Here is a 12,716-nt window from a genome sequence, read left to right as displayed (position 1 = left end):
ATGTCATCGCGTGCTATTCAGCCTTGCTCATGAAACGTGTCGGATGCACGTCCATGACGTTTGCTTCGTAGCCCTGCAGCTTCGGCGAGACGAGGTTCTTGTAGCTGTAATAGAGCAGCGGGATCTGGCCGACATCGTCGATCAGGGTGCGCTCGGCGTCAGCCAGGTGCTTCATGCGCTCCTCCGGTTTGCTGGCCGAGGCTGCCGCCAGGTTCATCGCTTCCTCGAATTTCGGGCTGTCATAGTTGGAGTAGTTGATGCCGCTTGCCTTGCGGGAAATGCCGAGGAAGTTTTCGGGATCCTTGTAGTCGGCGATCCAGGCGGCACGGGCGAAGTCGTAGTCGCCCTTTTCCTGCAGGTAGGAATAGTGCGTCTTGCCGTCGACATTGAGCAGGCTGACCTCGATGCCGAGCGGCCGCAGTTGCTCCTGTACCGCAACACCGGTGTTCTTGTGGTTTTCACCGGTGTTGTAGCGAATTTCGAGCTTCAGCGGCTTGTCGGGACCATAACCAAGCTCGGTCAGGATCTTCGCGGCCTCTTCCTCGCGGTCGAGCTGCGATTTGTCGGCGAAATCCGCCATCGCGGCGGTATAACCGGCGATACCGGGCGGCACCATCGAATAGGCCGGCAACATCGTACCCTGCCACACTTTCTCGGCCAGGAAGTCGCGATCTATGGCCATCGAAATGGCATAGCGCAGCTTCTGGTTCGTCCACGGCTCCTTGTCGGTCTTGATGGCGAAATAATAGGTGCCGAGATAAGGACCGATTTGGAGCTGATCGCCGAACTTCACTTTCAGGTCGGCAAGCTGCTCGGTCGGCACATCGAAGTTGCTATCGAGTTCGCCTGCCTCGAAGCGTTTCATCGCGGTCGAGCGATCCTCGGTCGGAATGAAGTTCACCGTGTCGATCTTGACGTTGGCCGCGTCATGGAACTTCGGATTCTTGACCAGCTTGATGTGATCGTTCGGCAAGAATTCGGCGAGCGTATAGGCGCCGTTCGACACCATATTGCCCGGCTTCACCCATTCGGCGCCGAGTTTTTCGACCAAGGCCTTGCTGACCGGATACGTCGCCTGGTGGGTCAGCATTTCGAGGAAGTAGGGCGTCGGCGCGTTGAGCGTGACCTCGAATGTCGAAGCATCGACAGCCTTAACGCCGAGATCCTCGGGTTTTGCCTTGCCGGTGTTGAGCGCCTCGCCGTTCTTCACCACGTAGAGCATGGAGGCGTATTGAGCGGCGGTTGCCGGATCCAGCAGGCGGCGGAACGAGTAGACGAAATCTTCTGCCGTCACCGGGGTACCGTCCGACCAGACCGCCCCCTGGCGCAGCTTGAACGTGTAGACGGTGCCGTCGTCGGAAACCGTCCAGCTCTCGGCGGCGCCGGGAATGAGGTCGGCCTTGGCGTCCTGGGCGACGAGACCCTCGAACATGTCGCGAATGATGTTAGCCTCGGCCACCGTCGAGGTCTTGTGCGGATCCAGCGTTTCCGGGTCGGCATCATTGCCGCGGTTGTAGACCACTTCGGCAAAGGCCGGAGTCATGAAGGCTCCGCCCGCCACGACGAGGCTTGTGGCAAGCATCGTGGCACTCAGGAATTTATGCAGCATCGTTCTTTCTCCCATTGGCCCGGCCGATTCCGGGCCGCGACGACATCCGCGCGCGAACAATCACCGGCTCGAAGTTCCATGGAAGCGGGACACGAAGCGGTGATTTTCGACCATTTGCTGTGGATGTTGATGGGCCGACATTACACGGCATTTTTGTGTTTGGGGGGTCGATTCTTGCTGTGGTCCAATCACCTGTCAGATGCCGACAGCAGTGGTGCCGGCGTCGAGTTCATAGCCGAGGACAGCGAAGGAACTCGCGTCAGCCGCCGTTGGGAGTTATCAGCCCGACGAGCTTGGCGTCGCGCTCGACAGCGAGCTTTCGCTCCTTCTCGGAGGCCCCTCTGGGTAACTGCTTGGCATCTCTGGCTCGCCTCCTCGCGGCCTGGCGCTCGCAGGTGCCAAGATACCAGCGCTTTAGATCCATCCACAGCTTCATCGTTCTCTCCTGCTTCTTCCTCCGACGGCCGGATGGCAACAGGAGTAGGACCGCCGAGCCAATCCGGTGCTGTCCCCGGACAACTTTAGCATCCGCTGATTTTAGGGTCGGCGCAAGCGAGGTTTGTCAAATATATAATCGCCGGTCCGAGGTGTGAACGGAGCCAGTCTATGACGGTGTTGGCGTCAGGAGGCGTGGACCTTGGCGTTCTTCGCCCGCTCGATGCCCTCGACGATCATCTTCTTTGCTGCGGCCGAATCGTACCAGCCACCGATCTTGACCCATTTGCCGGGCTCGAGATCCTTATAGTGCTCGAAGAAGTGCTGCACCTGCTGGCGGGTGATCTCCGGCAGGTGGGTGTATTCGGTGACATTTTCATAGCGCAGCGTCAGCTTCGGCGAAGGCACGGCGATGACTTTCTCGTCCTGGCCGGCATTGTCCTCCATGATCAGCACGCCGATAGGACGGACATTGATGACACAACCGGGTACCAGTGCGCGCGTGTTGCAGACCAGCACGTCGACCGGGTCGCCGTCGCCCGAGAGCGTATGCGGCACGAATCCGTAATTGCCGGGGTAGCGCATCGAGGTGTGCAGGAAGCGGTCGACGAACAGCGTGCCGGCTTCCTTGTCCATCTCGTATTTGATCGGCTCGCCACCGATTGGAACCTCGATGATGACGTTGACGTCCTCAGGTGGATTTTTGCCGGTGGCGATGGCGTCGATACGCATGGCTGCCTTTCTTGGCGCAACGACCTTGGACCGGATGGATCGAAAGGTTCTGCGCAGTTCCAAATTCCACAGCGTCCATGCTGCGGGTGCTAATGCATCGAATAGCGATATGGCGCGCCGCGCGCAATGAGCGACCGAAGCGCGTCCTTCACGGTTGGAAACAGCAAGAATTATCGGGAGTGGGGCTCAATCCCAGACGAAGGCGACCTTGCGCAGCGCCTTTTGGTCGAAGACCTCGACGCCTTCCGCGACGTCGCGTCCCCCGGCGCCAGTGTAGAACGCCAGCGCGTTGGAATTGTCTTCGAGCGCCCAGACAACCATGCCCTGCAGCCCGTGAGAGGCGAGCTTCTCCTGCGCTGCTGCAAAGAGGCGGCTGCCAAGGCCGATGCCCTGGCACTCGGGACGTAGGTACAGTTCGTAAATCTCGCCTTGCTGGGGAAGCTCGCGGGCGCGGTTGCGACCGAGCGTGGCGTATCCGGCTACCTTGCCGCCGACCTCGACGACCAGCACCGAAGCGGCACGGCGAATGGCCTGCGCCCACCAGTCGCGTCCGCGCCGGTTGATCATCGCGTTGAGGGCTCGATGCGGGATTATGCCGGCATAGGCGCCGCGCCACGCTTCGTGGTGCACGTCGGCGATCGCGTCCGCGTCCCTCGGTTCAGCCTTGCGAATATCTACCGTCAGCGTGGTCATGATTTGTTAACCATAGCCGCGTCGGGGCGGAAAGCGCAAGACGATCAAGAGTAGCAGACCGCTTTGCTCACAAGCGCTGGATACCGCTCAGATTTCGACCAGATGATCGTCCAGTTCGTTGATGTCGTCGGCCGATACGGGGAAATGCTCGCAGAGCAGTGCGCCCACGGTGGCGATGGCTGTAACAAATCCATCCGCCGGCCGGTTTGCCCTGGCGCCGTCGATCAGCTGGCTGACCACACCATCCCAGGTTTCCTGCGAGACTTTCTGGTTGATGCCGGCATCCGCCACTACTTCGGCATAACGCTCGGCCAGGGAAACAAAGAGCAGGACGCCGGTGCGCGCGGTGGTGAGATGCACGTTGCGGGCGAGGAACTGCTTCACCGCATTGGCATGGGCCTGCCGGTATTTCAGCCGCCGAGGCACCAGCCAGATGCACAGTCGCGGAAACAGTCGCAGCACCAGAAGCGCGCAGGCGAAGGCCAGCAACTGCGCGGCAATGAATACCGGTATCCTCAACTCGTACCACCAGTATTCGATCAGGAACGCGACCACGAGCCCAACGGCAAGCATGGCAAGCGCCAGCATGAGGGCTGCCGGGAAGAAATAGCTGTCGCTGGAACGGGCAACGACACAGTAGATTTCGCCGGCGGTCTTTTCCTCGGCGTCGCGGATCGCCGCGGTGACGCGGTCGTGATCTTCGGAAGACAGGGTTTCGCTGACCATGATCATCCTACCAGCTTCCCGACGAACCGCCGCCGCCCGAGGAACCACCCCCACCTGAGAATCCGCCACCGCCGCCGCCGGACGACCAGCCCCCACCGCCGGAGCCTGAAGACCAGCCGCCGCCCGAGGATGAACGGCCGGAGCTCGTGCTGTAGGTGAAATCCATGCCAAGCCAGCGGTAGCGGCCGGGACCGATCTTGCGACCGAACATCGGCGGCAGGATCGCCATAGCGAAACCACCGAAAAAGATGGTGCCCCAGATCAGCAGGAAGATGATGACCTCGGGTGGCAGGCCGTCGCTATCTTCCCGCTGGTTGCGCTCCGCGCGCGCTTCGAGCTCGGCGGCATTCCCCTCCAGCACCATGATCATGTCATCGACGGCCCGCGAAATACCGCCGGAGAAATCGCCGGCGCGGAAGGCCGGTACCATGGTGTTCTCGATGATCAGCTTGCTGTGCAGGTCGGTCAGCGTGCCTTCAAGGCCGTAACCGACTTCGATGCGCATCTTGCGGTCGCCTTGGGCGACCAACAGCAACACGCCGTTGTCTTCACCGGCCTGGCCGAGACGCCATGCCCTGAACAGACGATTGGCGTAAGGTTCGAGCGCTTCGCCGTCGAGACTGGGAATCGTGGCAACCACGATCTGGTCGGACGATTTCTGCTCGAAGGCTTCGAGCTTCTGGGTAAGGGCGGTTTCTGTTGCCGGGTCAATGATGCCCGCATCATCGACCACGCGGCCGGTGAGGGTCGGAAGTTCGGCGGCAAGGGCGATGACCGAGAAAAGCAGCAATACCGACAAAAATGCCGCCGGGATGTTCCGGAAAATAATCGACACGCCTGCGACCTGCCTGTTGCGCTTACCCGCCCTGCTTGGTGCCGAAATCCACTTTCGGCGTCTCCATCTTGTCTTCGGCGACGGTGAAGTTCTGGAAAGGCTCGTTGCCGGTAAACCAGAACGTCGCCCAGAGAATGGACGGGAAGGTGCGCAGCGTCGTGTTGTAGACGCGCACCGCCTCGATGTAGTCGCGCCGCGCCACAGCGATCCGGTTTTCGGTACCTTCGAGCTGCGCCTGGAGGGCGAGGAAGTTCTGGTTGGCCTTGAGGTCCGGATAGTTCTCGACGACCGCCAGCAGCCGCGACAGTGCGCTGGTCAGGCCGGCCTGGTTGTCCTGGAAGGCCTTGAACGCATCCGGGTTGCTGAGTGTCTCCGGTGTAACCGTCACCTGTGTCGCCTTGGCGCGCGCCTCGACGACGCCTTCCAGTACATCCTTCTCGTGGCTGGCGTAGCCTTTTACCGTTTCGACGAGATTGGGGATGAGGTCGGCGCGGCGCTGATACTGGTTCAGCACTTCGCTCCATGCCGCCTTGGCCTGTTCTTCCGCAGTCGGAATGGTGTTGAAGCCGCAACCGGAAAGCGCCGGCAGGACGAGGATAAGGAACAGCAATGCCGGAAGTACGCGCCAGCCGGAAGGCAAAAGGGCAGTTTGGGCGAACATCGAATATCCCTCGTTATCGTGATCGACGGGAGAGACCATAGTCACAATCGTTGCGCAAGGAAACGGCGACGTTTCCAGCTTCGATGCGCGGCACTGTGATTGGGGAAACGAACGCGCTAAGCTTGCCGACACGGGGATGGACGGAAATGGGCAGCAAGGACAGAGAAACCGAATCGCAGCGCATCCTCGACCGGGTTGCACGGGAGGCCGAAGGCGGCGGATCGCTGATCTCCCGTACGGCACAGCGGGTCCGCGGCCATATGAACGCGCAGGATGCTGACAAAGCCGACTGGGCGGAATATTGGGGAACCCGGATTGGGCGCGGCCTGGGCATATTTTTCGTGGTCGGATTGCTGGTCTGGTTCATCCTGTTTCTCATGCGCGGATAGTTTTCATGGAAATGCAGCAGACCGAAACGCCTCGGGCGGTGATCGTCATATCGAGCCATGTGGCGCGTGGATCAGTCGGCAACCGTGCTGCGGTATTCGCGTTGGAAACACTTGGGTTTCCGGTCTGGGCGGTGCCAACGGTGATCTTGCCCTGGCATCCGGGACACGGCCGGGCCACCCGTATCGTTCCGGATGCGGAACAGTTTGCGTCGCTGCTGGGCGACCTCGAGCGGGCGCCTTGGTTGGGTGAGGTCGCGGCCGTGCTTTCCGGTTATCTGGGCGATGCGCGGCAGGCTGCTGCCGTTGCTTCATTGGTCGGCGCGGTGAAAACGAAGAACCCGAAGGCGCTGTATGTTTGCGACCCCGTGATGGGAGATTTGGGAGGCCTTTACGTCCCGCAGGCAATCGCCGAAGCGATGCGCGACACGCTGCTTCCGATCGCCGACATCGCAACCCCAAACCGTTACGAACTCGCCTGGATGTCAGGCGTGCAACTCGACGACATCAAATCTGTGGTGGGGGCGGCGCTTGTGGCTGGGCCCTCCACCATGTTGGTCACCTCGGCGCCGGCGATGATGGCGGGCGGCACGGGGAATCTTCTCCTGACGGCGTCGGACGCGCTGCTTTCCGAGCATCGGATCATCGAGCGACCGCCCAACGGCCTCGGCGACCTGACGGCGGCGGTCTTTCTCGCCCGGCTGCTTGATGGCCAGCCCTCCGGCAAGGCGCTGCAATCGACGACGGCCTCGGTGTTCGAGATACTGGCGCGCACCGCCAAACGCGGGGCCGATGAATTGACGCTCGAGACCGATGCGCAAAGCCTGTCGCACCCGATGGCGATGGTGCATCTCCGGCATCTGACGCATCCGGGCAAGGATCGCCGCGCCTGATGCGGACCGTCGCAGGGGTGGACGGCTGCAAGGCGGGCTGGATTGCCGCCATCGCGGAGCCAGGAACGCCGGTATTTGCCTGTGTGGCGGCAAGCTTCGCCGAAATCGTCGATCGGCTTGCGGGGGACGCGGTGATCGCGGTCGACATGCCGATCGGCCTGCCGGATTTCACCCGCCACGGCGGGCGCGGCCCGGAAGTGCTGGTCCGGCGCCTGCTCGGCGAGCGTCAATCAAGCGTCTTTTCCATTCCCTCGCGGGCGGCCGTCTATGCCGCCGAGGAGGAATTCTCCACCGTCGAGCGCTGGTATGCCGCGCATCGCGAAGCGAGCCGGATCGCCCGTGAAACCTCGGATCCGCCGCGCGGGGTCTCCATCCAGGCGTTTGGCATCTTTTCCAAGATACGGGAGCTGGACCGATTGCTGATCGCCCGGCCGGAACTGCGTGGCAGGATCGTCGAATCGCACCCCGAGGCGGCATTCCGGCAACTTAACGGCGGCGAGCCGATGGCATTGCCGAAGAAGATCAAGGGTCGGGTGAATCCGGCCGGCATGGACGAACGCAGGATGTTGCTCGGTTCGTATGGCCATGACCTGGCGTTTCTCGCCTCGCCGGCGCCACGGGGTGCGGCGGAGGATGACTTCCTCGATGCCGCTGCGATGATGTTGGTGGCGCGGCGTTTCGCGCACGGCGAAGCGGTGAGTTTTCCCGATCCTCCCGGTGCTGATCGCTTCGGCAATCCGATCGCGATCTGGACCTAGGCTCGGAAATTGTAATTTCGGCAATGAAAGGATGATGCCATGAAGGCGCGCATAAAGTGGGTGGAAGGCCGTACGTTCGTCGGTGAGTCCGGGAGCGGGCACAAGGTGGTTTTCGGCACGGCGTTCGGTGAGGACGGGCAAACACCAGGGCCAAGCCCGATGGAACTGGTGCTGATCGGGACAGGCGGATGCTCGGCTTTCGATGTCGTTCACATCCTGGAGAAGGGCCGCGAAGCGGTCGAGGACTGCGTGGTCGAACTCGACGCGGACCGCGCCGAAAGCGATCCGAAAGTGTTCACCCGCATCCACATGCATTTCGTGGTCAAGGGTAAAAGCCTGGCGCCCGCCAAGGTGCAGCGCGCCATCGACCTTTCGATCGAGAAATACTGCTCGGCATCGGCAATGCTCGCCAAGACGGCGACGATCACGCACGACTTCGAGATATTCGACACGGCTGCGAAGTCGTGACATCCCGACCGGGTAGCGGAAACGAAGAAGGGATTTTTACGATTGCTCATTGATCGGCGGCGGCGTTTGCCGTTAATTGCCGGCCGATGTCCCATCTCCCAGCCCCCCTCCTCGCCGGTTACCGCAACTTCATGAGCGGCCGTTATGTCGCCGAAAGCGGACGCTATCGCGATCTGGCACGTGAGGGGCAGACACCGGAAACCATGGTGATCGCCTGTTGCGATTCGCGCTCCGCTCCCGAGGCCATCTTCGATGCCGGACCGGGCGAATTGTTCGTCTTGCGCAATGTCGGCAACCTCGTGCCGCCCTATGAGCCCGACGGCGAGTTCCATTCCACCTCGGCGGCGCTGGAATTCGCCGTGCAGAGCCTCAAGGTGCGCAACATCGTGGTCATGGGACACGGCCGCTGCGGCGGCATCCGTGCAGCTCTGAACACCGGTTCCGCGCCGCTGTCTCCGGGCGACTTCATCGGCAAATGGATGAGCCTGATCGCGCCGGCGGCGGAAACCGTCTCGGCCAGCACGCTGATGACGGCCAGCGAACGCCAGACGGCGCTGGAGCGCATTTCCATCCGCTATTCGATCGCCAATCTCAGGACCTTTCCTTGCGTGAACATCCTGGAAGGCAAGGGCCGGCTTTCGCTGCACGGGGCCTGGTTCGACATCTCGACGGGCGAGCTTTGGGTGATGAACAAGGATACAGGCGACTTCGAGAAACCGGATGCCGGCTGAGGCATAGAGCCTTCAGCCGTGTATCCGACGCACTCCTGCGCTATAAACGCTGCAGGAGGACGAGAATATGACCTGGATCCGCTTCTTCCTGCTCGCCGGTGTGACGTTGATTGCGACATCGGCCCGCGCCGACAACGCCGTCATCGACCGATGGTACAATGCATTGCTCGCAGTCGATCGCGCCGCCATTTCGAGCCTGCTTGCCGACGATGCCCGCATAAAGCTTGACGATCTCGGCGTCGAGCAGAGCAAGGCCGAATTCATCGCCTCCATGGATGAATGGGAAACGGCGGGTGCCGATGCCACGATCCGGCATCGCGTCGAGAAGACAGAGAGCGGCGTCACCACGGTGATCGCCTGCTACGACTTTCCCGCCAACGACATCCTGATGCGGGAAACCTTCGCCATCGCCGGCGACCTGATCACGGCCAGTTCGCAGGCGGCGGTTGCCGAGACTTGCGACGCCTACTGATCGCCAGCCAGGGTGGCCCGTGGGCAAGCTGGTGGCAGAAGAGGGTTCGGCGAGGCGGACCGGGCCGATTTGCGACCTTGGACCTGCGTCGATATGGTTTGCGATGGCCAAATCCACGCCCTACATCGGTTGCACCATCCTCCCAGCAATCCAAACAGCACAGCACGAAAGAGCCTTCATGTCCGACAACCGGCCAGCCATCGATCTTTCCACCAACCCGCTGACACACTGGACCGGGCCGCTTGGCCTGCCGGATTTTTCAAAGCTTTCAGACGACGCCTTCGGCCCGGTCTTCGAGTCGGCGCTTGCCGCGCACCAGGCCGAGATCGATGCGATCGCCGCCAATGCCGAGGCGCCGACGATCGACAATACGCTGGCCGCGCTGGAATTGTCAGGGCAGCCGCTCGACCATGTTTCCTCGATTTTCTGGTGCCGCGCGGGGGCGCATACCAATGACGAGATCCAGGCAATGGAGCGCGAAATCGCCCCGAAAATGGCCAAGCACGGGTCGGCGATTTCAATGAACGCGGCGCTGTTCGCCAGGATCGACGCGCTTTACCAGAAACGCGAGACGCTGGGCCTCAACGCCGAGACACTGCGGGTATTGGAACAGAGCTGGAAGGGTTTTGTTCGCTCCGGCGCCCGGCTGAACGATGCGGATAAGAAGCGACTTTCCACGATCAATGAAGAACTGGCGTCGCTGGGCGCCAAATTCGGCCAGAATGTGCTGGCAGACGAGAAGGACTGGGCGCTGTTTCTCGACGACGGCGACGATCTTGCCGGCTTGCCGGAATTTCTCAGGAACGCCATGGCGGAGGCTGCCGAATTGCGTGGCCAGAAAGGCAGATATGCCGTCACGCTGTCGCGCTCGATCTACGAACCTTTCACGACATTTTCCGAGCGGCGCGACCTGCGGGAAAAGGCGTTCCGCGGCTTTGCCATGCGTGGCGAGAACGGCGGAGCCACCGACAACCGCGATGTCGTGAAACAGACGCTCTCGCTGCGTGCCGAGAAAGCCAAGCTGCTGGGCTATGAAAGTTACGCCGCGCTGAAGCTCGACGACACGATGGCCAAGACCGCGGATGCGGTGTTCGGCCTGCTCGACCCGGTTTGGGACAAGGCGCGCGAGAAGGCCGCGGAGGATCAGGTCGAGCTCCAGCGGCTGGCGGCCGCTGAAGGCCAAAACCACCAGATCGCAGGCTGGGACTGGCGCCACTATGCCGAAAAGCTGCGGGCCGAGCGCTTCGCTTTCGACGAGGCGGCGCTCAAGCCCTACCTGCAGCTCGAGAGGGTAATCGATGCCTGCTTTGATGTCGCGACGCGACTGTTCGGCATCAGCTTCGAGGAGAAGAAGGGTATCGCAACCTGGCATCCGGATGCGCGTGTCTTCGCGGTGAAGAATCCGGACGGCAGCGTCCGCGGCACCTTCATCGCCGATTATTTCGCGCGGCCGTCGAAACGCTCCGGTGCCTGGATGAGCGCACTGCAGTCCGGCTACAAGCTCGGCGCCGGCGCAAAGCCGGTGATCTACAACATCATGAATTTCGCCAAGCCGCCGGCGGGCGAGCCGGCGCTGCTGTCCGTCGACGAAGCAAAGACGCTGTTTCATGAATTCGGCCACGCGCTGCACGGCACGCTGACCGAGGTGACGTGGCCGTCCGTCTCGGGCACTTCGGTGTCGCGCGACTTTGTGGAGCTGCCGTCGCAACTCTACGAACATTGGCTGACGGTACCTGAAGTGCTTGCCAAACACGCGCTGCACTACAAGACCGGCGAACCGATGCCGAAGGAGCTGATCGACAAGATGCTGGCGGCCCGCACCTTCAACGCCGGTTTCGCGACGGTCGAGTTCGCCTCATCGGCGCTTGTCGACATGGCCTATCATTCACGCCCCGATGCTCCGGAAGACCCGTATCGTTTCGAATCCGAAACATTGAAAAAGCTGGAAATGCCGGAGGCGATCATCATGCGCCACCGCACGCCGCATTTCCTGCACGTGTTTTCAGGAGACGGCTATTCGGCCGGTTATTATTCCTACCTGTGGTCGGAAGTGCTCGACGCGGACGCTTTCAAGGCTTTCGAGGAGACGGGCAACGTCTTCAACTCGGCGCTGGCGGCGAAGCTCAAGAAGCATATCTACTCTGCCGGCGGCTCGGCCGATCCGGAGAAGCTCTACGTCGCCTTCCGTGGCAAGATGCCGTCACCCGACGCGATGATGGAGAAGCGGGGTCTCGTCTAAAGCGCGTCGCGCCGAATAGGATTCGGCGGCCGCGCTTCAGATTCGTTGATTTGATGCATGTCGTTGTCCCGAAACCGAGGACACTTTCGGGCGACATGCATTAGGCAACGGAGGGAACTCGGATGCTGTCCTGGATACGCCTTCGGTCGGTTGACCGGCAAAAGGGGTAGTATTTTGTTCGACAAATGCCGTAAAAGGTAGGAAACCGACAACACCTGATCCATGCCCAACCAGCCGCCGCAACCGACGAAGCAAAAAGCACCCGGATTTTTCCGGCTGCTGGCGCTTCTGCTGCTTGCCTTGGCGATGGTGGAAGTGCCGTTCGGCATAGGCTCGGCTTTTGCCGGCCAAGAGCGGACACCAAATCAATCTTGGGAAATGCGGCAGGCGGGGCATGATTCTCCTGTCGTAACCGCGGTAGAAACGGCGATCGACGGACCTGTTCAGGCCGCCGCCGAACGCCGCTTCGGCGAACTGGATGAACCGGTTGTCGCCGCCACGTACTCCGGCGTCGCGTCGTCAGATCGTTCCGCCACCCGGGGTTCACTGTTCCAGCCCGACCTCGTTCCGGCGCTGGCATGCATATGCTCGGCCCGTGATCCTCCCTGGACGATCTGACCAGCGGCTTCGTCCCGAAGTCAAATCGTACCAAACCAAAGGTTATGCGTGCCACAGAAGACCGCTTCGAGCAGGTCGGGTTACGCGGGCACAGTCAGGAAATCATCAAATGTCGAAGACCCATCCACTCGGATTCCGTATAGAACGCGACATCAAGGAAGCGCTTGTCAGGGCAGCAAAGGACGACCATCGCTCGGTCTCATCACTGGTCGAGCTGGTCATGGCCAGATGGCTTCGCGACAAGGGTTATCTTGAGGACAACAACAGCAAGGCGGCCTAGCCTCCCATCCCGCATCTCATGCCGCAGGTCGACATGCGATGCGGGCCTAATACTAAGGTCATAATCCCAAAGCATCGGTGGTCGTGAGGGGGCCGGCAGAGTTACTACAACTGTCGTGAAGTTGCTCGACTCGAGGATTGGGGTATCTCGGTCCCGAAAGGGCGACTCGATGGGGCCTTG

General features: G+C 61.4%; 16 protein-coding genes. 9 read left to right on the top strand and 7 right to left on the bottom strand.

The features are described from left to right. Positions 1–13: 13 nt before the first annotated feature. From OHD58_RS03810 to OHD58_RS03780, 7 genes are all read right to left on the bottom strand, one after another. Positions 14–1,609, bottom strand: coding sequence for a peptide ABC transporter substrate-binding protein (locus tag OHD58_RS03810; RefSeq protein WP_263801734.1), 1,596 nt, complete (start codon positions 1,607–1,609; stop codon positions 14–16). A gap of 259 nt (positions 1,610–1,868) precedes the next feature. Beyond that, complete coding sequence (locus OHD58_RS03805) at positions 1,869–2,045, bottom strand: hypothetical protein (protein ID WP_263801733.1); 177 nt, start codon at positions 2,043–2,045, stop codon at positions 1,869–1,871. A gap of 185 nt (positions 2,046–2,230) precedes the next feature. Continuing rightward, positions 2,231–2,776: an inorganic diphosphatase gene (ppa, locus tag OHD58_RS03800; protein WP_263801732.1), complete on the bottom strand. Its 546-nt coding sequence runs from the start codon at positions 2,774–2,776 to the stop codon at positions 2,231–2,233. Between the two features lie 186 nt (positions 2,777–2,962). Then, complete coding sequence (locus tag OHD58_RS03795) at positions 2,963–3,469, bottom strand: GNAT family N-acetyltransferase (protein WP_263801731.1); 507 nt, start codon at positions 3,467–3,469, stop codon at positions 2,963–2,965. 87 nt (positions 3,470–3,556) lie between these two features. Next, a complete protein-coding gene (locus OHD58_RS03790) occupies positions 3,557–4,195 on the bottom strand; it encodes a TPM domain-containing protein (RefSeq protein WP_263802687.1) in 639 nt (212 codons plus the stop codon). 7 nt (positions 4,196–4,202) lie between these two features. Then, the gene (locus OHD58_RS03785) at positions 4,203–5,030 is read right to left on the bottom strand and encodes a TPM domain-containing protein (protein WP_263801730.1); all 828 of its coding nucleotides are present in this window, start codon (positions 5,028–5,030) and stop codon (positions 4,203–4,205) included. 22 nt (positions 5,031–5,052) lie between these two features. Beyond that, positions 5,053–5,691 carry a LemA family protein gene (locus OHD58_RS03780; protein ID WP_263801729.1) on the bottom strand — a complete coding sequence of 213 codons (639 nt, stop codon included), beginning with the start codon at positions 5,689–5,691 and terminating at the stop codon, positions 5,053–5,055. 146 nt (positions 5,692–5,837) lie between these two features. Here OHD58_RS03780 and OHD58_RS03775 point away from each other — a divergent pair, with 146 nt between their 5' ends. The 9 genes from OHD58_RS03775 to OHD58_RS03735 all read left to right on the top strand — a co-directional run bounded on the left by OHD58_RS03775 (position 5,838) and on the right by OHD58_RS03735 (position 12,536). Next, positions 5,838–6,080, top strand: a complete 243-nt coding sequence (locus tag OHD58_RS03775; protein WP_263801728.1) for a hypothetical protein — start codon at positions 5,838–5,840, stop codon at positions 6,078–6,080. A gap of 5 nt (positions 6,081–6,085) precedes the next feature. Further along, entirely contained in the window at positions 6,086–6,970 is an 885-nt protein-coding gene (gene pdxY / locus OHD58_RS03770) for a pyridoxal kinase PdxY (protein ID WP_263801727.1), read from the top strand. Then, positions 6,970–7,728 carry a DUF429 domain-containing protein gene (locus tag OHD58_RS03765; protein ID WP_263801726.1) on the top strand — a complete coding sequence of 253 codons (759 nt, stop codon included), beginning with the start codon at positions 6,970–6,972 and terminating at the stop codon, positions 7,726–7,728. Before pdxY ends, OHD58_RS03765 begins: the two co-directional genes overlap by 1 nt. A 39-nt stretch (positions 7,729–7,767) precedes the next feature. Next, a complete protein-coding gene (locus tag OHD58_RS03760; RefSeq protein WP_263801725.1) occupies positions 7,768–8,196 on the top strand; it encodes an OsmC family protein in 429 nt (142 codons plus the stop codon). Positions 8,197–8,282: 86 nt separating this feature from the next. Continuing rightward, a complete protein-coding gene (locus OHD58_RS03755) occupies positions 8,283–8,927 on the top strand; it encodes a carbonic anhydrase (RefSeq protein WP_263801724.1) in 645 nt (214 codons plus the stop codon). A gap of 67 nt (positions 8,928–8,994) precedes the next feature. Then, positions 8,995–9,399 carry a nuclear transport factor 2 family protein gene (locus OHD58_RS03750; protein WP_263801723.1) on the top strand — a complete coding sequence of 135 codons (405 nt, stop codon included), beginning with the start codon at positions 8,995–8,997 and terminating at the stop codon, positions 9,397–9,399. 178 nt (positions 9,400–9,577) lie between these two features. After that, positions 9,578–11,638 (top strand): M3 family metallopeptidase, encoded by a 2,061-nt coding sequence (locus OHD58_RS03745; protein WP_263801722.1) that lies wholly within the window; start codon positions 9,578–9,580, stop codon positions 11,636–11,638. 222 nt (positions 11,639–11,860) lie between these two features. After that, positions 11,861–12,256, top strand: a complete 396-nt coding sequence (locus OHD58_RS03740; RefSeq protein WP_263801721.1) for a hypothetical protein — start codon at positions 11,861–11,863, stop codon at positions 12,254–12,256. A gap of 109 nt (positions 12,257–12,365) precedes the next feature. Further along, positions 12,366–12,536, top strand: coding sequence for a hypothetical protein (locus tag OHD58_RS03735; protein WP_263801720.1), 171 nt, complete (start codon positions 12,366–12,368; stop codon positions 12,534–12,536). Positions 12,537–12,716 lie beyond the last annotated feature (180 nt).

Origin of the sequence: Mesorhizobium sp. ZC-5 (genome assembly GCF_025753855.1) — a bacterium.
GTDB lineage: Bacteria > Pseudomonadota > Alphaproteobacteria > Rhizobiales > Rhizobiaceae > Neomesorhizobium.
This window is presented reverse-complemented; position numbering and strand designations above follow the sequence as displayed.

Excerpts from the sequence above, each read along its gene's own strand:
- OHD58_RS03810 (WP_263801734.1), bottom strand. The coding sequence starts at position 1,609 with ATGCTGCATAAATTCCTGAGTGCCACGATGCTTGCCACAAGCCTCGTC.
- OHD58_RS03735 (WP_263801720.1), top strand. The coding sequence starts at position 12,366 with ATGTCGAAGACCCATCCACTCGGATTCCGTATAGAACGCGACATCAAG.
- OHD58_RS03765 (WP_263801726.1), top strand. The coding sequence starts at position 6,970 with ATGCGGACCGTCGCAGGGGTGGACGGCTGCAAGGCGGGCTGGATTGCC.
- OHD58_RS03740 (WP_263801721.1), top strand. The coding sequence starts at position 11,861 with ATGCCCAACCAGCCGCCGCAACCGACGAAGCAAAAAGCACCCGGATTT.
- OHD58_RS03760 (WP_263801725.1), top strand. The coding sequence starts at position 7,768 with ATGAAGGCGCGCATAAAGTGGGTGGAAGGCCGTACGTTCGTCGGTGAG.
- OHD58_RS03805 (WP_263801733.1), bottom strand. The coding sequence starts at position 2,045 with ATGAAGCTGTGGATGGATCTAAAGCGCTGGTATCTTGGCACCTGCGAG.
- pdxY (WP_263801727.1), top strand. The coding sequence starts at position 6,086 with ATGGAAATGCAGCAGACCGAAACGCCTCGGGCGGTGATCGTCATATCG.
- OHD58_RS03780 (WP_263801729.1), bottom strand. The coding sequence starts at position 5,691 with ATGTTCGCCCAAACTGCCCTTTTGCCTTCCGGCTGGCGCGTACTTCCG.
- OHD58_RS03745 (WP_263801722.1), top strand. The coding sequence starts at position 9,578 with ATGTCCGACAACCGGCCAGCCATCGATCTTTCCACCAACCCGCTGACA.
- OHD58_RS03750 (WP_263801723.1), top strand. The coding sequence starts at position 8,995 with ATGACCTGGATCCGCTTCTTCCTGCTCGCCGGTGTGACGTTGATTGCG.
- ppa (WP_263801732.1), bottom strand. The coding sequence starts at position 2,776 with ATGCGTATCGACGCCATCGCCACCGGCAAAAATCCACCTGAGGACGTC.
- OHD58_RS03755 (WP_263801724.1), top strand. The coding sequence starts at position 8,283 with ATGTCCCATCTCCCAGCCCCCCTCCTCGCCGGTTACCGCAACTTCATG.
- OHD58_RS03790 (WP_263802687.1), bottom strand. The coding sequence starts at position 4,195 with ATGGTCAGCGAAACCCTGTCTTCCGAAGATCACGACCGCGTCACCGCG.
- OHD58_RS03795 (WP_263801731.1), bottom strand. The coding sequence starts at position 3,469 with ATGACCACGCTGACGGTAGATATTCGCAAGGCTGAACCGAGGGACGCG.
- OHD58_RS03775 (WP_263801728.1), top strand. The coding sequence starts at position 5,838 with ATGGGCAGCAAGGACAGAGAAACCGAATCGCAGCGCATCCTCGACCGG.